General features: G+C 34.9%; 16 protein-coding genes. 11 read left to right on the top strand and 5 right to left on the bottom strand.

What is annotated here, in order from left to right:
• Positions 1-261: 261 nt before the first annotated feature.
• The 4 genes from ACIQZA_RS04425 to ACIQZA_RS04440 form a co-directional block, all read right to left on the bottom strand.
• Positions 262-1,806, bottom strand: coding sequence for a solute symporter family protein (locus ACIQZA_RS04425; RefSeq protein WP_400938668.1), 1,545 nt, complete (start codon positions 1,804-1,806; stop codon positions 262-264).
• An 8-nt stretch (positions 1,807-1,814) separates the two neighbouring features.
• Positions 1,815-2,153: a DUF485 domain-containing protein gene (locus tag ACIQZA_RS04430; RefSeq protein ID WP_400938437.1), complete on the bottom strand. Its 339-nt coding sequence runs from the start codon at positions 2,151-2,153 to the stop codon at positions 1,815-1,817.
• A 488-nt stretch (positions 2,154-2,641) separates the two neighbouring features.
• Positions 2,642-4,195, bottom strand: a complete 1,554-nt coding sequence (locus tag ACIQZA_RS04435; RefSeq protein WP_400938434.1) for a solute symporter family protein — start codon at positions 4,193-4,195, stop codon at positions 2,642-2,644.
• On the bottom strand, positions 4,196-4,531 hold the full coding sequence (locus ACIQZA_RS04440; RefSeq protein ID WP_400938431.1) for a DUF485 domain-containing protein: 336 nt from the start codon (positions 4,529-4,531) through the stop codon (positions 4,196-4,198).
• Positions 4,532-5,118: 587 nt separating this feature from the next.
• Between ACIQZA_RS04440 and ACIQZA_RS04445 the strand changes: the two genes are divergently transcribed.
• The 8 genes from ACIQZA_RS04445 to ACIQZA_RS04480 all read left to right on the top strand — a co-directional run bounded on the left by ACIQZA_RS04445 (position 5,119) and on the right by ACIQZA_RS04480 (position 13,872).
• Positions 5,119-5,706 carry an SCO family protein gene (locus ACIQZA_RS04445; RefSeq protein ID WP_400938429.1) on the top strand — a complete coding sequence of 196 codons (588 nt, stop codon included), beginning with the start codon at positions 5,119-5,121 and terminating at the stop codon, positions 5,704-5,706.
• A 325-nt stretch (positions 5,707-6,031) separates the two neighbouring features.
• Entirely contained in the window at positions 6,032-6,490 is a 459-nt protein-coding gene (locus ACIQZA_RS04450) for a 2-thiouracil desulfurase family protein (protein WP_400938427.1), read from the top strand.
• A gap of 274 nt (positions 6,491-6,764) precedes the next feature.
• The gene (locus ACIQZA_RS04455; RefSeq protein ID WP_483869530.1) at positions 6,765-6,899 is read left to right on the top strand and encodes a CcdC protein domain-containing protein; all 135 of its coding nucleotides are present in this window, start codon (positions 6,765-6,767) and stop codon (positions 6,897-6,899) included.
• A gap of 443 nt (positions 6,900-7,342) precedes the next feature.
• Positions 7,343-8,047, top strand: a complete 705-nt coding sequence (locus ACIQZA_RS04460) for an ABC transporter ATP-binding protein (RefSeq protein ID WP_400938424.1) — start codon at positions 7,343-7,345, stop codon at positions 8,045-8,047.
• A 2-nt stretch (positions 8,048-8,049) separates the two neighbouring features.
• On the top strand, positions 8,050-10,374 hold the full coding sequence (locus ACIQZA_RS04465; protein WP_400938422.1) for an ABC transporter permease: 2,325 nt from the start codon (positions 8,050-8,052) through the stop codon (positions 10,372-10,374).
• Between the two features lie 404 nt (positions 10,375-10,778).
• Positions 10,779-11,738, top strand: a complete 960-nt coding sequence (locus ACIQZA_RS04470) for a 2-hydroxyacid dehydrogenase (protein ID WP_400938420.1) — start codon at positions 10,779-10,781, stop codon at positions 11,736-11,738.
• Between the two features lie 43 nt (positions 11,739-11,781).
• Positions 11,782-12,165, top strand: coding sequence for a cupin domain-containing protein (locus tag ACIQZA_RS04475; RefSeq protein ID WP_402880594.1), 384 nt, complete (start codon positions 11,782-11,784; stop codon positions 12,163-12,165).
• A 453-nt stretch (positions 12,166-12,618) separates the two neighbouring features.
• Complete coding sequence (locus tag ACIQZA_RS04480) at positions 12,619-13,872, top strand: MFS transporter (RefSeq protein WP_402880592.1); 1,254 nt, start codon at positions 12,619-12,621, stop codon at positions 13,870-13,872.
• A gap of 181 nt (positions 13,873-14,053) precedes the next feature.
• Here ACIQZA_RS04480 and ACIQZA_RS04485 read toward each other — a convergent pair whose 3' ends face one another.
• Positions 14,054-15,667: a PucR family transcriptional regulator gene (locus ACIQZA_RS04485; RefSeq protein ID WP_402880591.1), complete on the bottom strand. Its 1,614-nt coding sequence runs from the start codon at positions 15,665-15,667 to the stop codon at positions 14,054-14,056.
• Between the two features lie 149 nt (positions 15,668-15,816).
• On the opposite strand from ACIQZA_RS04485, the gene allW reads away from it, so the two are divergent.
• From allW to ACIQZA_RS04500, 3 genes are all read left to right on the top strand, one after another.
• Entirely contained in the window at positions 15,817-17,262 is a 1,446-nt protein-coding gene (allW, locus tag ACIQZA_RS04490) for an allantoin permease (protein ID WP_402880589.1), read from the top strand.
• Positions 17,263-17,277: 15 nt separating this feature from the next.
• Positions 17,278-18,657, top strand: coding sequence for an allantoinase AllB (gene allB / locus ACIQZA_RS04495; protein WP_402880588.1), 1,380 nt, complete (start codon positions 17,278-17,280; stop codon positions 18,655-18,657).
• Positions 18,658-19,106: 449 nt separating this feature from the next.
• Entirely contained in the window at positions 19,107-20,729 is a 1,623-nt protein-coding gene (locus ACIQZA_RS04500; protein ID WP_402880586.1) for a lactate permease LctP family transporter, read from the top strand.
• Positions 20,730-20,821 lie beyond the last annotated feature (92 nt).

A 20,821-nucleotide genomic window follows, 5' to 3' on the forward strand; every position in this document is an offset into this window, starting at 1 on the left:
TGCTGACGCTACGCTTTCGCACAGAAAACAATTGCTGCTGACGCTACGCTTTCGCACAGAAAACAATTGCTGCTGACGCTACGCTTTCGCACAGAAAACAATTGTTGCTGACGCTACGCTTTCGCACATAAAAAATTGTTGCTGACGTTTCTTTTTCGCGCAGAGCAAAGCTTCGTGGATGCGTTAGATGAACGCTTGGGCAACAAGTTAAGAAAAAGAAAGACCTCGTAAGTATTATTAACTTACAAGGTCATTGTTATATTAGTGAGATACGTCCTGTACAGAAATACCTGTGTTAGCTTTAACATCCACTTCACGATATTTCTTAGCATCTGATTCCTTAGAAAGGAATGTTCCGATGAAACCTCCAAGGAAGCCAAGTGGTACAGAAATTATTGCAGGGTTCGTTAACGAAATTAATGGATTTCCAACGAAAATTGCTTTTCCTTCAACTGGATTCCAAAGGTTTGGTGAAACTGCAACAAGAATTAAAGCAGAGATTAAACCTGTTAACATTGCTGTAATAGCACCTGCTGTATTAAAGCGTTTCCAGTAGATTGTATAGATGATTACAGGTAAATTAGCTGAACCTGCAATACAGAATGCAAGTGATACTAAGAACGCTACGTTTAATGTTTGTGCACCAAGTGCTAAAAGGATTGAAATAACAGCGATTGTGATAGAACCGATACGAGCTGCAAGTACTTGCTCTTTCTCTGTGATTTTGCCTTTTTTAATGATTTGACCATAAATATCATGCGAAAGGGCAGATGCACCAGAAAGGACAAGACCAGCTACTACCGCTAAGATTGTTGCGAAAGCTACCGCACATACGAATGAGAATAATATGTCTCCACCAAGTGCTTCCGCAAGAAGTGGAGCAGCCATGTTACCAGCAGCGTTTGCAGAAATAATTTCTTCTTTACCAACGAATTTAGCTGCACCGAAGCCTAAGAAGATTGTAAGAATGTAGAAAATACCTACAATCCAAGTAGCCCAGATTACTGAGGAACGAGCAGTTTTTGCATCTTTTACTGTAAAGAAGCGCATTAGGATATGTGGAAGTCCTGCTGTACCTAATACTAAAGCGATTAACATTGAAATAGTATCTATACCATTTTGATATTTAAGACCTGGGTTCAAATAAGCTGCACCGCTATCAGTTGCAGTTTCCATTTCTTTAAACATCGTTGCAATACTAAAGCCGAATTCTTTTAATACTAAGAATGAAATAATAACTGTTCCTAACATTAAAAGACAAGCTTTAATAATTTGTACCCAAGATGTTGCAGTCATACCACCAAATAGTACGTATGTCGTCATCATAAAGCCTACGATTAATACGGCAAGCCAATAGTCGATCCCTAAAAGTAATTGAATAAGTGCTCCTGCACCAACTAGTTGTGCAATCATGTAGAATAATACAATTGTAATAGTGCTTAAAGCTGCTGTACCACGAACTTTAGAGCTATCAAAACGCGCTGTGATCATGTCAGCTAATGTAAATTTACCAAGATTACGTAATGGCTCAGCAACGATGTATAGAACCACTAAGTAAGCTACTAAATATCCGATAGAGAAGAAGAATCCATCAAATCCAAATAATGCAACTGCTCCGGCGATCCCTAAGAAAGATGCTGCTGATAAGTAGTCACCTGCGATGGCTAGTCCATTTTGCCAGCCTGTTAACCCGCCGCCTGCAGTATAGAAATCACTTGCAGAAGATGTTCGTTTTGATGCCCACCATGTAATAACTAATGTTAAACCAACAATGGCTACGAAGAAGAATATGGCTGTAAAACTCATCCCGTTATTCATCGGCGGCCACCTCCGTTCTCGTATTCAGCGATAATCGCCTGTGCTTCTTTATCAAAACTATTCGCTTTTGCTACATATACGTGACATAAGCTCCAAGTCATGATGAATAATCCTGCTGAATATAGCCACACCCAAGTAATTTCCCCAATTGCCTTTTGGTGTAGTACTGTCGTGAACGAAGTAAGAATTGGTAGCAACATATAAGCTGCTAAGAAGATCACAGTTATTGACCAAAGAAATGATTTCTTTCTTCGAACAAGCGCTTTAAATGATTCTTGACTTGCAATTGCATCATAGTCAATCACGACGCCCTTGCTTGCTTGATTGTTCCCCATTAACATTCCCCATTTTGTGTTTATTTTTTCTGCTTAAAGACTCGAATTTGCTAGGTTAGTGAATTCACCTCTTCATTTTATGAGACAGTTCACAAAATTGCAATACTTTTCAGAAAAATTATGAAAAAATAATTTTTAGAAAAATAGTCTTAAAAGAGAATATACATAACAAGCCCTAGAAATAAAAGGATTTTGGAAAATTCTGATAAACAAGCGAAGTTAGGTCAATTCTAGATTTTCGAGTGGGAAATTAGGATAAAATTTTAAAAAAAGAATGGTTTTTTATAAAAAATAAACACTATTTACTCAGTGAAAATCAAACTTTTTTGAAAGAGAATAGTATTGTTCAATAAGTAAAATGGTAAATTTTTTATAATAAAAAGTTAAAAAACCCGACAAAAAATCGAGTTTTTTAACTTGATATTTTTATTATGAAGGATAGGACGATTGATATAGCCTTTTGCAATTATTTGGATTGCGGAAAGCAATCAATGAGAGATATCAGAGACGGATACACCTGTGTTTGCTTTCACGCGAATTTCCTTGTAAATGCGATCTGCTTCTTCCTGTGGTACTTTGCTAGAAGATAGAACAGTGCCTAAATAACCTGTGATAAAGCCAAGTGGAATTGTAATAACCGCTGGAACTGCTAACGGTACGATAGGATTACCAACAAATATTGCCGCACCTTCAACAGGACTCCATACATTTGGTCCCATAGCACCTAAAACTAAACATGATACTAAACCAGTTACCATCGCTGTTATAGCACCTGTTGAATTGAATTTTTTCCAGTAGATTGTGTACAGAATAACAGGTAAGTTTGCTGAAGCACCGATACAAAATGCGAAGGATACTAAGAACGATACATTCAAGTTTTGTGCAAATAGTGCAAGGATAATGGAAACAAAGGCAATAGAAATTGAACCAGTACGAGCTGCTACAACTTGTTGCTTTTCTGTTAATTTACCACCTTTAATGATTTCTCCATAAATATCATGGGAAATCGCAGAAGCTCCTGTTAAAACTAAACCCGAAACAACAGCTAAAATAGTTGCAAATGCTACGGCACCGATAAATGCCATTAACACATCACCGCCCAAATAATTAGCAAGAAGTGGGGCAGCCGTGTTACCAGCTTTACTTTCAGCAAGAATTTTATCGATCCCTACAAAATTTAATGCTCCGAAGCCTAAAAAAATAGTTAATGAGAAGAAAATAGCTGTAATCCAAGTCGTCCATGAAATAGAAGAGCGAGCAGTTTTGGCATCTTTAACGGTGAAGAAGCGCATTAAAATATGAGGTAACCCAGATGTTCCTAAGACAAGCGCCATCATCATCGAAATCGAATCAATTGAACTTGTATATTTCATCCCTGGTACAAGGAATTTCTCGCCATGATCCACAGCGATCGTATCAAACATTTTCATTAGAGAGAAGTCGAATTTAATTAATACTAATGTAGCTAATAAGCCTGTCCCAAATAAAAGAAGGCTAGCCTTAATAATTTGCACCCAAGAAGTAGCTGTCATGCCACCGAATAATACATAAGTCGTCATCATAACACCTACGATTAAAACCGCAATCCAATACTCTATACCAAATAATAGTTTAATAAGAGCACCAGCACCTACTAATTGTGCAATCATATAAAGGATTACGATGATAATTGTTCCTGACGCAGCTACCCCGCGAATGCGTTTTTCATTAAAACGGGCAGTAAGCATATCTGCCAAAGTATAACGACCTAAATTACGCATCGGCTCCGCAATTACATAAAGAAGAACTAAGTTAGCTACTACATAGCCTACAGAGAAGAAGAAGCCATCAAAACCAGTTAAGGCAATCGCGCCGGATACGCCAAGAAATGCAGCGGCAGATAAGTAGTCACCAGCGATTGCAAAACCATTTTGCCAACCTTTAAGACCACCGCCAGCTGTATAAAAATCTGCCGCAGAAGACGTACGTTTCGCTGCGATATATGTTACTACAAGAGTTAAACTAACGATTGCTAAAAAGAAACCAACGGATACTAAGTTCATTTATTTTCCACCTTTCGCCTGATACTCAGCTAGTACTGCTGCCGCAGCTTTATCGAATGAAGCAGCTTTTTTCACATACACTGTACAAAGAACGATTGTCATCATGAATAATCCTGCTGAATAAACCCAAACACCTGTAATATTTCCGACAATTTTTTGTTGTAGTACAGGTTGAAAAGCGAGGATTGGTAGCAAAATATAAAGTGTTAAAAATACTGCTGTAATCGAGAAAAGGAAGGTATTCTTCTTTTTCACGAACTTATTGAACGTTTCCATAGCTTCAATTGCGCTATAGTCAACTGAATCTTTATTTTTGCCTCCAGAAATGTTTACCATTATTATTCCCCCTCAAGTGATATATTTCTGTCTTAAACGACATATTTCTTTTTCTCTCGTCGTTATATTCACTTATTTTATGGGGAAGATTCTTATAATGCAATACTAAATTTCGAGTTTTTGTAATTTTTGATCATTTTCAGATTGTGGAAATAACATAGAAATAATAAGGATTTAATAGAAATAAACTGTATAAAAGAGAATGGTATTTTTTATAGAATAATATTCTTATAATAGTTTAATGATGATAATTGTGAATGTGGGAGAAAATTCGAGTGTGAAAGAGAAATTTTAAGAATTTATTATTGTGGCTCCATATGTAGGATATGCTTGAAAACTAAAAAAACTCTGTTACATAACAATTGTATGATGTCTTGGGAAATAACCAAAATAGTAAAAAACAGTTTTAAAAAATTTTAAAAGAATTGTGAATTGTCTAGAAATTATAGGATATTAATATACCAAAATCATACAATATACATTGAATGGACATAAAAAAATGAAAGGGTAAGCTCATATCTTGTATTCAGTAACTATAATTTATACAATAAAAAACGATGGTAAATTGAAGGGAAGTGAGCAAATATATGAAAAAGAACAGTGTCTTGCTCGTGTTGATACTAACATTAAGTAGCATTCTAACTGGTTGTGGAAGTTATAAATTTGAACCTGAGATGAACATAGAAGTACAGGATTTTTCGGTAACTAATCAAAGAAATGAAAAGGTTAGCCTTAATGATATTAAAGGCAAGCCTTCGTTAGCGATGTTCATCTTTACTAATTGTAATTCCATTTGTCCGCCAATGACGTATAACATGACGGAGGTGCAAAAGGCACTTCAGGATAAAGGCATGGAAGATTATCAGATTTTAGCTTTTAGCGTTGATCCTCAGGTTGATAAGCCAGAAGTTTTAAAAAATTATTTAAAAACATATTCAGTACCCGATGAAAGCAAATGGCAACTATTAACTGGCTATGATCAAAAGTTTATTGAACAGTTTGCTATGAAATCGTTTAAATCACACGTGAAAAACGATCCAAATTCTGACCAAGTTATACATACGGGAAGGTATTACTTAGTTAATGCTGATGGGATTGTTGTGAAAGATTATAATGGTACAACAGATGTACCAGTTGAGACGATTGTGGCAGATATGCAGGCGTTAACTAAATAATAAAAAATAACTCAGAGGTGGGAATGTTTTATTAATTCAGTTAATACATCAGTTTCCTATATACAATGTGTAACATGATAATAAGCTATAAAGCTGAGCTATTTTTTATTAGTTCAGCTTTTATTTATGATTAAAGATATATAATTTGGAATGCTTATAAAATAAAAGTATTGTATATGTAATTTTTTTATCTGTTATTCAACGAACGAAGCAGGTTAGTTGGAGAGTGTTGTTTAACTTGTGTTCAACAATCGGACCAGATAATGAAGTAAGAAATGATATTAATTGAAAAACATAAGGTGAAATTTAATTTGAGGTGATAGCAATGATATTAGTAAGTTCTTGCTTAGCAGGATTAAAAGTAAGATATAACGGTACGCATAGTTTAGATAATAAGATTCGTAAACTAATAGAAGACAATAAGGCGATTGCCGTATGCCCTGAATTGCTTGGTGGGTTTTCAACTCCCAGAAAACCTGCTGAAATAATAGGTGGTGATGGGGAAGATGTATTGAATGGTAAAGCCAAAGTGATTGAGATATCAGGTAAAGATGTTACGAAATTGTACATAAAAGGAGCTTACGAAACATTAAAACAGGTTATAGAGGTTGGAGCGACAATAGTCGTTCTTAAAGAATATAGTCCATCTTGTGGAAGTTCAATGATTTATAATGGCGAATTTAAAGGTAAGAAAATTATTGGAAACGGAGTTACAACTGCTTTACTTAAAAGAAATGGAATACAAGTAATATCTGAAGAGCAGTTTTCCGATAATATCCGTTGAAATTATTAAAAAGATTTTCGATTATAGAGCGCAATCCTGGAAAAGGATAAGCGCTCATTTTTGATTTTATGGTCATTTAATTGAATAACTTACTTTAAAGAAAACTGGATATTTATATTAAATACAGATGAGATTGTGAAGAGTCAAATTTAAACTAACGGAGCAGGTTAATTTATAGGGAAAATTTGGTTATAGTTGAAATTTATGCAATAATGCATTTATTAAACATAATTCGGGGGGGTTTTTTGTGCAAACTGCAATACCAACTACTTCTATGTTTCTACTTATAGGATTGTTTATTTTAGTTCGTAGAATCCGTTCTATGTACAAATCAACCAAAGGGGGAGGAAAGCGAATAATTCATCCTCTTCTATTCTTAACATCAGGATTTTCATTTCTTTGTGAATAAATATACTTATTCTAAGCCTCTAACATCTTGTCACTCATCATTTAAATCTTAGGTAACCAATAATTATATTATGTCTACTAAAAATGTATTTTTTACCAAACGTGTATATATTTAATTTTATCAGCTTATATATTATTAGAATGATTTAACTGTTTTTGGCCGAATCCGGACGAAATAATGCCGAGGCATTACTGCCGTCAATATTATGGAATCTTCTTGAAGCCGTGGATGCGTGATGTGGTTGTAATCTCCACAGAGATCGGTAGATTGAAATCCTTTTTAAGTCGATTTAAATTTCTAACATTTTGCCGTGATTAACGGCTTCTTAATAAAGCCAAGCAACAAAAAGAGACAACTAAAAGTAACTCTAAAATATACGACAAATGTTGTTTATTTTAGAGTTACTTGCCGTTGATAAAAAATTATTTGAGGAGATGAAATAAATGAAAAAGCTAATCGAATTTAAAAACGTAACGAAAGAATACAAAATAGGAGAAGTCCCAATTAAGGCCCTTAATGGTGTTGATTTTTCCATAAATGAGGGGGAATTCGTCGTTATTTTAGGGGCTAGTGGTGCGGGTAAAAGTACGATTCTGAATCTTCTTGGCGGTATGGATACGGCTACCTCAGGTCAAGTCTTTGTTGGGAATCAAGAAATAACAAGATTGAACGAAAAAAAGTTAACGGAATATCGTGGTGAGAAAGTGGGTTTCGTCTTTCAATTCTATAACTTAATTCCGAATTTAAACGCTCTTGAAAATGTTGAGTTCGCTACTGAGGTATGTAAAAACAATCTGGATGCTAAAGATATTTTACATAAAGTCGGATTAGCGGATCGTATTAAAAATTTCCCTTCCCAGCTTTCTGGAGGAGAGCAACAAAGAGTAGCTATAGCTAGAGCTGTTGCGAAAAACCCCTTACTTTTACTCTGTGATGAACCAACCGGCGCTTTGGATTATGTAACTGGCAAGTCTGTATTAAAGCTTCTGCAAGATTTAAATAGAGAAACGAAGAAATGTGTTGTTTTAGTCACACATAATTCTGCCATTGCCCCTATGGCTGACAAAATAATTAAAGTAAAAAGCGGACTGATCGAAAGTGTTACGATAAATGAGGAAAAACAAAGTGTTGAAGGGATTGAGTGGTAATCATGAAATTGCTTTTAAAATTATTGCGGGACATCAAACAGTCTATGGGGCAATTTATCGCCGTCGTGATTGTTATTGCAGTAGGTGCTTTTTTCTATGCGGGACTAGTAACCTACAGCAATAATCTTAATACGTATACGAAGGATTACTTTCAAAAACATAATTTAAGCGATTTACATGTATATTACAGTCAGCTTTCTAAAAATGATGTCACTCGGTTAAGTAAAATTGAAGGTATCAATAAAATCGAAGGACGTTATACCTTTGATGGTACGCAAACGTTTGAAGATTACAAAACGTCATTAAAAATTCATTCGATCCCAGACAACAATGAAATAAATACACCTACTATAACTGAAGGTAGTATCCCATTAAAAAAGGATGAGATTTTATTAGATTCTCACTATGCAAAAGAACATCAATATCGTGTCGGCGATCAAATCACGATAAATGCGAATGAAAGCAGCTTTAACTTTACAATTAGTGGCTTAGGTGAGAATGTTGAACACGCAAAAAAGAATGAAATTCAAGACCATAAAGCATATGGAGTCGCTTATATTGCTGAAGAAACATTACCCGAAATCTTAAATGGCTTTTACTTTAATGAAATCATCGTGGATGCTGCAGAAGGTTACGATATTGAAAAGTTAGGCAAATCAATTGAAGAACAGTCCAAGCAACTTAGCTATTTAGATCAAGTAAATAAGGAACGGACTTTGAACTATTCTAAAATCAATCAAACGATTAAAAATAATAACTTAATGAGTAAAGTTATACCTTTAGTACTTTTTTTGATTGAAGCGATTATCCTATTTCTCGCCATGTCGAGGATTATCGATTCGCAAAGGAATCAAGTTGGTATTATGAAGGCTTTAGGTGTAAAAAACAGCAACATTATGCTTCACTATATGGGATACCCTATGCTGGCAGGAATACTAGGCTCAATTATAGGTTGTGTAATTGCCGCTTTTGTATTTATTCCTTTAGTAACTACGTCTTGTGCAAGGGCCTACTCTTTGCCTGACATAAAATTCTCGCTCTCTTTATTTTCAATCATCCCACCGATTATTTTCTCTAGTGCCTTTGGTGTTCTGTCATGTTACTTAAGTGGTAGAGCTATATTAAAGGAACATGCAGCTCAGGCTATGCGTCCTAAACCGCCAAAGAAGATGAAAAAGCTCTTGATAGAAAGAATTCCAGGTCTATGGAGCCGTATTTCCTACAGTTATAAACTCATTTTGAGAAATATATTTTTAAATAAACAAAAAGCTTTAGCAAGTTCAATTGGTGTTGTTGTAAGCACCGTTTTATTGATTACTGCTTTCGGTACTCAAGCATCCTTGCTAAAAGTAGCAGATCAAATTGAAGATGTTTATGCTTATGATCTAAGAGTCGATTATACGATGGGTACAAATTTTAAGACGGTAAAACTACCTTCTGAAATTAAAACTAGTTATTTGTTAGCCACTCTTCCTATTGAAATCATAAAAGATAATGAAAAAGAAAGCGCCAATTTAGTTGTTACTGAACAAGAAAACAATCTCGTTCATTTCTTCGACGAAAATGACAATAGAATAGCTTTAGAAAATAACGGTGTACTTGTCCCCAAATCTTACGCTGACAAATATCATATTTCTAAAGGGGATCGTATCAACATAAAGTTTACAGCGCCAGAGCTAAAAGATACTTCTGTAGAAATGAAGGTTTTAAATATCTCTACACAGTATTCGAATCCATCGTTTTATAGTACACCAGAGTACTTAAAGAGCTTTAACATAGACTACAATCCAACTTCGCTTTTAGTTCAAACAAATAACGCTACAGATGCTATGAGCGCTCGTAATTTTTTTGAAAAAGATCGGAGTGTAGATACAATTGCCGATAAGAATGAATTAAAAAAATCGGCACAATATATTGTGAAGCAAAACAGTTTTGTATTTATCATGTTTATCATAAGCGCCATCATACTGTCCTTTGGCGCCATCTATACGATATCTTCCATCAACATATATGAAAGGAATCGTGAGCTGGCAACACTGAAAGTATTAGGCTATCAAAAAAATAAAATAAACAGATTAATATTTTTGGAAAACATTATCCTAACAACATTTGCGGTCATTGTAGCTTTACCAATCAGTGGCTATGTCTATAAAATTATCGTAAAGGCTCTATCAAGCACCCATCAACAAATCCCAGATAAATTAAGTATGTTAATCATCTTAGTCTCTATAATTGTCGCGTTCTTACTGACTATAGTGTCTAACTTACTTCTTAGAAGAAAAGTGACGAAAATAAATATGATTGAATCGCTAAAAAGTGTGGAATAGAGTTTTTATGGTAAAGGTGTAAAAAGTGACCTTAATTAAGGAGCATCGATTGCTTAAAAAGGTAGACAAAAAACAATGTGTGGGTAAATATACGATGATAATGTAACGAATCAGTCCGATAATTTTTGGGCTGATTTTTTAATTTGCACGAAAGCTTTTGTTAAAAATATGTAATGTCGTTTGTATTTTTGTTAAAAGTGAACAATGTTATTTAATTACTCATATCCTACAATCAGATTAAGCGTATAGCAAGAAAAATAAGAAAAAACAGGAGTGTAAATCAATGTAAATACTAGATTTTTTGTGCGAAGTATACAAAAACAAATGAAGTGTGATTCTCTCTTTCTAACTATGGACACTAGTTAATCAACAGGCGTATCGACATAATAGGAGGAATGGATTGTATGTTAGTAAAATTATTAGAACCATTAAATGTTCCAGATTCAATCATTGAAAAGTTAGCGGAACCAATCAAACAGGGCGGTCATGAATTTGTTTATTACAATGAGAAAACGTCTGATTGGGCAGAATTAGCAAGTCGTAGTGAAGGTGCAGATATTATTATGATTGCGAATAATCCTTATCCTACAGAAGTAATTGATCAAAATGACAAGTTAAAATTAATCAATGTGGCCTTTACAGGTGTTGATCATGTAGGTATCACCCAAGCTAAAAACCAAGATATTATGGTATGTAATGCAGCTGGATATGCGAATCAAGCGGTTGCGGAATTAACGATTGGCTTAGTATTAGACGTGTATCGTCGCATTACTAAGGGTGATAGGGAAATTCGTGCCGATAATTTCCCAGGGACATTCCAAGGTAGTGAAATTAAAGGTAAAACAGTTGGATTGATTGGTACAGGTAAAATTGGTTTAATGACTGCTCGATTGTTTAAAGCATTTGGTGCAAACTTAATCGCTTCAGATCAATCTAGTTTTAATCCAGAAGCTAAAGATATAGGTATCGAGTATATGGAATTAGATGAGTTATTAGCACAATCAGATATTGTGTCATTACATATTCCATTACTACCTAGCACGAAAGGCTTAATTTCTAAAGAAAAATTACATTTAATGAAGGAATCAGCCATTTTAATCAACTGTGCACGAGGCCCAATTGTTGATAATGATGCATTGGCGGATGCATTAAATGAAGGGCGAATTGCTGGAGCTGGTATCGACGTATTTGATATGGAACCGCCTATTCCTGGATACTATAAACTATTACACGCCAAAAATATAATTTTAACACCACATGTAGGTTTCTTTACGGATGAAGCGATGGAACTGCGTGCTAAAATTGCATTCGATAACACTACAGCATTTTTAGAAGGTAAACGCCAAAATATTGTTAAACGCTAAATAATGTAGGTTTTTTGGAAATTTGAAACAAGGAGAAAATACAATGACATTAAAAAAAATAGCAAGAAAAGATTTAAAAAATCGTATTTTCCATTGGCCAGATATTCAAGAGTTTAGAGAAGAAGAAGCGACAAAACATATTTTCTATGAAACACCTAATACTGTAGGAGCTGTTTGGTGTATGCATCCAGGACAAGATTTGCCAATTCACTCGCACGAGAAAGCTGATGATATTTGGATTGTTGTAGAAGGAACAGCAGATTTTTATCCAGAGTGTGGTGAAATGGTTCAAATTAAAGCTGGAGATGTTGTTGTTGCACGTGCTGGTGAAAAGCACGGAATGACTAATAATTCTGATAAAGATTTTGTGATGTTAGGGATTGCGGGTCCAACACCAATCGGCTTTATTCCGCATAATCATCATTAATTGAAATAGTACGTCTGTTGATTAGCTAGTTTTCATAGTAAAAAGAAAGATTCCTCCTTGTAAATGCAATATCTACAAGGAGGAATCTTTCGTGCCATCACTAAGTATTGTCACACCTCAGCAAAATTTTATTTTACAAAGCAGAGCTGTTGCACAGTAGATTGCGGTCGGTCTGATTACCTACAGGGTAGTCGGGCTTTTTTTTGGTTTGCTTGAGCCTTCCTTACTGTTCGAAGAGTTTCCGAAGGTACAAAAGAACTACGCAAAAATCGGCAAGTGAGAATACCATAAGTCATACTTTCATAAAAATTTCAAGCATAAGTTTTTTGTCTAAAATGTGCAATGTTGGTTCTGTTTTTGTTAAAAATGAACAATGTTATTTACGTACTCATAACCTAAAATTAAATTAAGCACTACATAAGTAAAAAAAACGAAAAATGGGAGTGTCGTATTATGGGACAAACAGTTAAAAATGACCCGAATTATTACAAAAAAATAATTGTTGCACTGTGTTTAGGTTGGGTAGTTATTTGGATTTATCGTACAATACTTACGCCAATATATCCACAAATTCAAGAATCGCTAGGGAATATAAGCGATACTCAAGTAGGACTTATTGCTTCAATTTATTTCTTTGCCTATACAGGTATGCAAATTCCATCAGGAATACTCGTTGATAAATTTGGTCAAAAACGAGTATTAATCCCTGCATTCATCATTTTCTCATTAGCAGCATTCGTCATTGGAACAAGCTCGTCAATCACGCAAGTGTACATCGGCGCCTTATTGGCAGGTCTTTCGACTGGCTCATACTATGGTGCAGCTTTCTCCTTATCAGCTAAATATATGCCAAAAGATAAGAAAAGTTTTTCTAATGCGATCATAAACAGTGGTTCAGCGTTAGGGATGGTCATTGGTCTAATAGGCTCATCTGTATTAGTAGGTGGTCTTGAAATTAAATGGAATTTCTTACTATATATTATAGCAATCCTCATTTTAGCTGTAACATTTGTGTTTGCTTTATTTGTTAAACAAGACAAAAAATTAGCTACAGAAGAAATAACAGAAGATAAGAAAACAACACAAGGTACAGATTCTAAAATCAATTTATTCTCACCAAAACAATTAGTTGTCTATTTTGTCTATTTTGCAACATGTTATGGTTATTACATGATTGTAACATGGTTACCGTCATTCCTTGTCACAGAAAAAGGATTCGAACAAGGTTCAGTAGGCTATGTAGCTGCTTTAGTCGCAATCTCAGCAGTACCGGGTGCATTAATATTTTCTAAATATATTGATAAAAATGCACATATGCGTCTGAAATTAATTTTCTTCTTGTTAATTGGTGCAGCGCTAACAATTAGTCTAACAGTATTTTCACCTAACCCAACAGTACTTTATGTTGCACTAATCTTATATGGTTTACTAGGCAAACTTGCAATTGATCCAGTATTAATCACCTATGTAACTGATTCAGTATCATCAAATACAATTGCTAAAGCATTAGGTTTCTTTAACTTCTTTGGTATGACTTCATCGGTTGTTGCGCCAACGCTTACTGGTTATATTGGTGACATTACTGGCTCGAAGGTATTAGCATTCTATATTGCAGCAATACTTCTTGCAGCAGCAGCGATATTATTTTTCATTGTAGTTATGTTAAGCGAAAAAAAACAGCCCCTAACTCCTGTAACTCAAGAATAAAGCAACGCTTCCATCAGTGGAGATTTTCTACATCTTCCACTGATGGTCTGCTTTTTTTATATATTTAAATCAAGAATATTTTCCTATTTTTAACTGTGATAGGTAATAGAATACATTTCCATTTTCTTCACTAAAAAAATCCCGCTAAAAAGCATTCAAAATAGCTTTTTAGCGGGATTTTTTAAAATGTAATTTTTTCTGATGCAAATAAAGCTAATCTAATATCCAAGGATGCTTCAGAAGCTTCGACAGACTGACCTAAAATTTCTTCGCATTTTTTAATACGATATTTTACTGTATTACGATGAATAAAGATATCTTCTGAAGTCTTTGTGAGGTCGCAATGGTTCGCCAAATATACTTTTAAAGTATGTTTTAGTTCTTTTTCCTTCGTTGTTTTCGGATAGGCTAATGAACCTAATGTGTACGTGATAAACGGTTTTAATTTGTTGGCTGGTATGAGTTGTAATAATTCTTCTACACTTTTGGATTTATAGAGTTCTATAAATCCTAGTTCACCATTTTCAAACTTATTATCAAAAGCTTCATTTGCTTCGAAATAAGATAGTGGTAACTGTGAGAATTCAGAGACTTCATTACCAATACCAAACGATAGTGAATTATTAAAAAACTTTTGATACTCTTTATTGAGATATTTGCAGTAATCTAAGTAATATTGATGTCTCGTTTGTAAAAGTATCGTAAAGCGATGCTTACCTGGAGACGTATATATACTGATAGTGGGGTCAATGTCAATCAACTTATGCGTTAGCCATTCATAAGTCATTTGATACCGCTCATTCAAATAGATATTATTTTCTACATCTTGTTCTTTATCGATCGCACAAATTATCACCTGATAGTAATTTGATGGTTGGATATGATGCTTTTTTAAAAACTCAGGGTGCTGCTTGACAGAAATAAGGTTATCAGGGTGTTCAGACATGAGTGATTCAAAAAATCGGTCCACATCCTGTTGTTCCGCTTCCTTAATTTTACTATTTTTATAGATTGCAAGACTGAGAGTATTTACTGCCTGTTCTATGGCTAGCAAACTAAATGGATAATTGAGCGTATTGACGTTTGAAACCATAAGATAATAAGGAAAATATTTAAATGCAGGAACCTCAAATATTATATGTTCTTCCTGGAAAGCTTCTCTATTATTAGGCGTAATATGCTTGGAATTTAAACATCTTTTAAAATAATTAAGATTTTTTTGAACATTTTCAGGGTGTTGATTGAAGTGATGGCTCATTGATTTAATTTGATAAAGAGGATTTAATAGCATCACTGGAACTCTGAGGAGTCTACTCATCCGTTCAATCATCATTTCCAAACTTAACCCTCTCATAAGCATTGTATTTAATTCTTGTTGGATATCTAATGCAAAATATAATTTTTCAGTTTCTTCATCTAAAATATATGACGAGATGTGATGAGTAATCGATCCTAGATTCCAACTATCAGGAATGCTAATAACTGGGAATTTTAATTCATTTGCGAATTCTATGACTTCATCATCTAATTTTTTTAAAAATCGGGAAAGCTTGATACCTATGCCTGCAACTTGTATATCATTTAATTCTCTAATGAGATCGATTAATCCAGATTGATTGTCCTGATAACACATACCAGTTGTTACGATAAATGAGTGTTGTGCAGTAAAATCTTTGATATCAGGTGTCTCTGTAATATCGACCATTTCTACCACTCTCTCTAAATTGCCTTCATCATTTAACAATGTTAAATCTGAAAATTGTTGTACAGACATTATTTCTTTTAATGTTGTCATAAGAACTCTCTCCTAATCTTTGTTTGAAAAAGCCAAAATAAAAATTAAATATGTATGATGTTACAAAGATAACCTATCACACTGATTGTATACTATTTTTGAAGGTTATTATACGTATAATCCTTTATTAATAATAAAGGAGAATCATTATGCTAAAACAAGGTCAGGATATCCAACGAAATCCTTCATTTTTTGAAAAGCGCGGTTACAACAAGGATATCATGCCAAAGTTGCTTGAACAAAGAAATTCATCCGCATTTAACTTTTTTACGCTGTGGATGGGGGCAGTGCATAACATTCCTAATTATACAGCTGTCGGTGGCTTCTTATTATTAGGCTTATCACCATTTCAAGTGATGTTATCACTTGTTATAAGCTCATTTTTAATTGCCTTCCTACTTGTTGTAAACGGTTACGCAGGCTCAAAATATGGTATCCCATTCGCCATGCACTTAAGGCATACATATGGTGATATAGGTGCTAAATTACCAGGTGTATTACGTGGTGTTGTAGCCGGCATTGCTTGGTTTGGTTTACAAACATTTGCTGGTTCACAAGCTTTATTGATTCTAATGAATAAAATTTTTCCGGGATTCAATGACATTGGAGATGGTACTACAATTTTAGGTATTACTATTCCAGGATTAATTGCTTTCTTGTTATTCTGGGTAATTAACTTTGCCATTGGTATTGGCGGCGGCGGAACCTTAAATAAATTTACTGCTATTTTAAACCCAATGATTTATATAGTTTTTGGTGGTATGGCAATCTGGGGCATTAAAGCTGGTGGTGGACTCAATAAAATTTTGAGCTATGAACTGAGTTCGGAAGGTAGTATTTTATATCAAACCATTTTAGCGTTTATCTTAGTGTTTAACTCATTACTTGGTGTTTGGGCTGCTCCAGGGGCAAGCGTTTCTGATTTTACACAAAATGCGAAATCAACAAGAACACAAATTTTCGGACAAGTTTCTGGAATTGTTGTTGCACATATTTTGTTTGCATTTTCAAGTGTAACAATTTTAATTGGTGGGTCCATTTATTTTGGTCAACAAGAGTGGAATATACTGAATATTATCAATCAATGGGATAGTGTATGGGCCATCTTCTTTGCTACAGGTGTACTTCTTATGACAACAATTTCTACAAATGCAACAAGTAATATTATTCCAGCAGCCTATCAAATAAGTGCGTTATTTCCAAAGTATATTAATTATCGGCGTGGCGTATGGATTGCATCGATTGCAAGTATTATCACTATGCCATGGAAGATGATGGAGAATAGTGATAGTATCTTCATGTTTTTAAATATGATCGGCGCCATTCTTGGTCCAGTTGCGGGTGTGATGATTGTAAAGTTCTACTTCATTTCAAAGTGTAGGATCAATATCGATGAATTATATTTTGATAGTAATAGCAACGAACGACCAAAAGTGAGAATCAATATACAAGCTTATATTGCAACAATCGTTGGAGTATTCATATCCCTATTAGGTTTTATACCGAGGTTCCACATCATTTTGGACTTTTCATGGTTTATCGGATTTTTCACAGCAGGTATTTTACTGTTATTATTAAACGTTTTAAAAAAATAGAGGAGGATGATTCTCATGCAATTCGATTTAATTATCAAAAATGGATTAGTTATTCTAGAGAATGGTGAGCAAGAAGTCGAAATAGGTATAAAAAATGGTAAAATCGCCGCAATTGGTAAAGATTTAGGTGAAGATGCACAAATTATTGATGCACAAGGCTTGATCGTATCTCCAGGCATGGTAGATGCACACGTACATATCACGGAACCAGGAGGAGGCTATCGTGATGAATGGGAAGGTTATGATACAGGTACACGGGCCTGTGCAAAAGGTGGGGTAACAACAATTATCGAAATGCCATTAAACCAAGTACCCGCAACAATTAATGGCCCATCTATTAAAGAAAAATTTAAAGCTGGAGAAGGGAAATTATCCGTAGATGTTGCCAGCTATGGTGGATTAGTGCCATTTAACTTAGACGGTGGTATTCAAGAATTAGATAACAATGGTGTCGTTGCCTATAAATGTTTTGTAGCGACTTGTGGTGACCGTTCTATAGAAGGTGATTTCATGAACGTGGATGACTATGCACTTTATGAAGGTATGAAACAAATTGCGAAGACAGGTAAAATCTTATCTATTCACGCTGAAAATGCTGAAATTACTGATAGATTAGGCGAATTAGCATATAAAAATGGCGCAACATCATTACGTGCTTATGTAGATTCACGACCTGTATTTACAGAAGTGGAACCAATTCGAAAAATAATCCTATTTGCTAAAGAAACCGGTTGTCGCGTGCACATCGTTCATGTAGCTTGTGAGGAAGGTATAGATGAAATTGTGAAAGCGCAGCAAGAAGGTGTCGATATTACATGCGAAACATGTACACACTATCTATATTTCTATAAAGAAGAATTAGATACTATCGGTCCAGTTGTAAAATGTTCGCCGCCAATCCGTGAACAATCTCGTTTGGAAGGTATGTGGAATCGTGTACTTAATGGGGATATTTCATTCGTAACATCAGATCATTCACCATGTACACCAGACTTGAAAGATAAGAACAATGCCTTTGAGGCTTGGGGGGGTATCGCAGGTGTACAAAATAACGTAGACGTATTATTCGATGAAGGTGTACAAAAACGAAACATGCCATTAGCTCAATTTGCAGCGATTATTGCTACAAACCCTGCGAGACGTTTTAATCTAGAACAAAAAGGTAGCATCACAGTAGGGAAAGATGCAGACTTCGTATTTATTAAAAAAGATGCACCTTATGAATTGAAAGCCGAGGACTTAGCATACCGACACAAAATTAGTCCTTATGTTGGGCGCAAAATCGGTGCACAGATAGTGAAAACAATCCTTCGCGGTGTTGAAATCTATGACAAAGATAAAGGAATTGAAGATGAGAAAGTAGGTCGATTTATCTCTCAAGCAATGGATAATTAGCCGTGGATTTATCCAAATAAGCGCGATATTGAATGAAGTAGACTTTCTACATCATGCCATTGGACGTGGAACAACACTTGCTACATTCTGGGAGAATACTTTTAAATCTTTTAAAAAACTATTCATGTTTATATCGATTGTGAACATGGCGCTAAAGAACTTATTCTTTAGAGTAGTAGAAAATAGGTCCTGTTTCGCTTTAAGTATACTTGTAGCGGAGCACCGTAAATAACGTAGAGGACCTTGATAATATCTTTATAAGTATATAATGTTTCTTAACCTATTATTCTGAAAAAAGGAGCGATAGCTTATGGAATTGCGATGTATGAACGAGAAGAACAGAAAAAACTCGTCTATCGTGTATAAGCATGCATGGATATCTACAATCAAGTTAGTTTAGCTCAATTCAAATTTTATAGAAATAAACTACTTAGAAAGAAGTGACAACGATGTGGTTTCAACAATACGATCCACTTGGAAACGAAATAATGAGTGGCATCATAGCCTTCCTTCCCATTCTTCTATTTCTACTAAGTTTAACAGCCTTTAAATTAAAAGGGGTTTATGCTGCAGCATTAACATTAGGCTTTACCCTTATCATTACCGTCGGATTCTTCGGAATGCCCATTACGAAAGCCTTAGGGGCAATTCTTCTCGGTACAGGCAAAGCGCTATGGCCAATCGGTTATATCGTTATTATGGCTGTTTGGTTGTACAAGATTTCAGTTAAAGCCGGAAAATTTGAAACAGTACGTGGTAGTATTGCTAGTATTACCGAGGATCAACGTCTTCAATTATTGCTAATTGGCTTTTGCTTTAATGCTTTCTTAGAAGGCGCAGCAGGATTAGGTGTCCCAATCGCTATTTGTGCAGCATTACTTGTGACTCTTGGTTTTAAACCAATTAAAGCTGCTGGACTTTGCCTAATCGCTAATGCCTCTACAGGTGCATTCGGTACAGTTGGAATTCCAGTTATTACAGGTGCTCAAGTAGGTGGTATGGAAATTTTAGATCTTTCTAGAATGACAGCATTTATGTTACCGTTGATTTCATTTCTCGTTCCGTTTATCCTCATCTTTATTCTAGATGGGTTCAAAGGAATAAAAGAAATATTCCCAGCAATTTTAATCGTCAGTGGCGCATTTTCGGGGCTTCAATTACTAACGATTACTGTTATCGGGCCGGAGCTTGCGAATATTATCCCTTCTTTAGCTAGTATGATAATTTTGGCATTATTCTTAAGAAGATGGCAGCCTAAAACGATTTATCATGAGCCTGGTGTAGAAGCAACAGGAAATTTAAAAAACTACTCTATGAAAGAAATCATGGTAGCATGGTCACCATTTTATTTACTCACTGGTGTTATAGCCATTTGGAGCCTCCCTACATTTAAAAATTTATTTGCAGCAGATGGTGCACTTGATTTTACAAACGTAGCCTTGAAAATCCCAGGATTACATGATCAAGTCATGCGTACACCGCCAATAGTAACCGAAGAAATACCTATGCCAGCAATCTTAAATCTTAACTTTGTTTCAGCAACGGGAACAGCGATTCTAGTGACAATTATTTTAACAAGTATTCTATTTCCTGTGTTAAACATAAATCAAACCGTTAATTTGCTCGGTGGTACCATTAAAGAATTGTGGTTACCAATTTTTACGATCGTTCTTGTAATGGCTTTTGCAAATCTCTCGGACTTCTCGGGACTTAGTACTTCTTTGGGACTTGCACTTGCAAAAACGGGTGACTTCTTTCCATTTGTAAGTCCAGTATTAGGATGGATTGGTGTCTTTCTCACTGGATCTGTTGTTAATAATAACGCGTTATTTGGTAGCTTACAGGTGGTTACTGGGACGCAAGTCGGTATATCACCATCTTTGTTAATGGCAGCCAATACAGCTGGAGGTAGCGTGGCAAAATTGATTTCACCACAATCTATCGCTATTGCAGCAGCAGCCGTTAATGAGACTGGGAACGAGTCAAAAATCTTCCAATATACATTACGGTACAGCTTAGGTTTGCTACTTCTCATATGTATCATGACATTTGGCTTATCATTTATCTTATAATAATTAAAAAATGAACTATACCGTATGGTAAATCAGAGTTTTTACATTGATTTACTATGCGGTATTTTTTTTAATCAAGATAAATTCGATTC

The organism is Lysinibacillus sp. NPDC096382 (genome assembly GCF_044762845.1).
Classification (GTDB): domain Bacteria; phylum Bacillota; class Bacilli; order Bacillales_A; family Planococcaceae; genus Lysinibacillus.

Excerpts from the sequence above, each read along its gene's own strand:
- ACIQZA_RS04465 (WP_400938422.1), top strand. The coding sequence starts at position 8,050 with ATGAAATTGCTTTTAAAATTATTGCGGGACATCAAACAGTCTATGGGG.
- ACIQZA_RS04500 (WP_402880586.1), top strand. The coding sequence starts at position 19,107 with ATGTGGTTTCAACAATACGATCCACTTGGAAACGAAATAATGAGTGGC.
- ACIQZA_RS04435 (WP_400938434.1), bottom strand. The coding sequence starts at position 4,195 with ATGAACTTAGTATCCGTTGGTTTCTTTTTAGCAATCGTTAGTTTAACT.
- ACIQZA_RS04470 (WP_400938420.1), top strand. The coding sequence starts at position 10,779 with ATGTTAGTAAAATTATTAGAACCATTAAATGTTCCAGATTCAATCATT.
- ACIQZA_RS04480 (WP_402880592.1), top strand. The coding sequence starts at position 12,619 with ATGGGACAAACAGTTAAAAATGACCCGAATTATTACAAAAAAATAATT.
- ACIQZA_RS04425 (WP_400938668.1), bottom strand. The coding sequence starts at position 1,806 with ATGAGTTTTACAGCCATATTCTTCTTCGTAGCCATTGTTGGTTTAACA.
- ACIQZA_RS04475 (WP_402880594.1), top strand. The coding sequence starts at position 11,782 with ATGACATTAAAAAAAATAGCAAGAAAAGATTTAAAAAATCGTATTTTC.
- ACIQZA_RS04485 (WP_402880591.1), bottom strand. The coding sequence starts at position 15,667 with ATGACAACATTAAAAGAAATAATGTCTGTACAACAATTTTCAGATTTA.
- ACIQZA_RS04440 (WP_400938431.1), bottom strand. The coding sequence starts at position 4,531 with ATGGTAAACATTTCTGGAGGCAAAAATAAAGATTCAGTTGACTATAGC.
- ACIQZA_RS04445 (WP_400938429.1), top strand. The coding sequence starts at position 5,119 with ATGAAAAAGAACAGTGTCTTGCTCGTGTTGATACTAACATTAAGTAGC.
- ACIQZA_RS04450 (WP_400938427.1), top strand. The coding sequence starts at position 6,032 with ATGATATTAGTAAGTTCTTGCTTAGCAGGATTAAAAGTAAGATATAAC.
- allB (WP_402880588.1), top strand. The coding sequence starts at position 17,278 with ATGCAATTCGATTTAATTATCAAAAATGGATTAGTTATTCTAGAGAAT.
- ACIQZA_RS04430 (WP_400938437.1), bottom strand. The coding sequence starts at position 2,153 with ATGGGGAACAATCAAGCAAGCAAGGGCGTCGTGATTGACTATGATGCA.
- ACIQZA_RS04460 (WP_400938424.1), top strand. The coding sequence starts at position 7,343 with ATGAAAAAGCTAATCGAATTTAAAAACGTAACGAAAGAATACAAAATA.
- ACIQZA_RS04455 (WP_483869530.1), top strand. The coding sequence starts at position 6,765 with ATGTTTCTACTTATAGGATTGTTTATTTTAGTTCGTAGAATCCGTTCT.
- allW (WP_402880589.1), top strand. The coding sequence starts at position 15,817 with ATGCTAAAACAAGGTCAGGATATCCAACGAAATCCTTCATTTTTTGAA.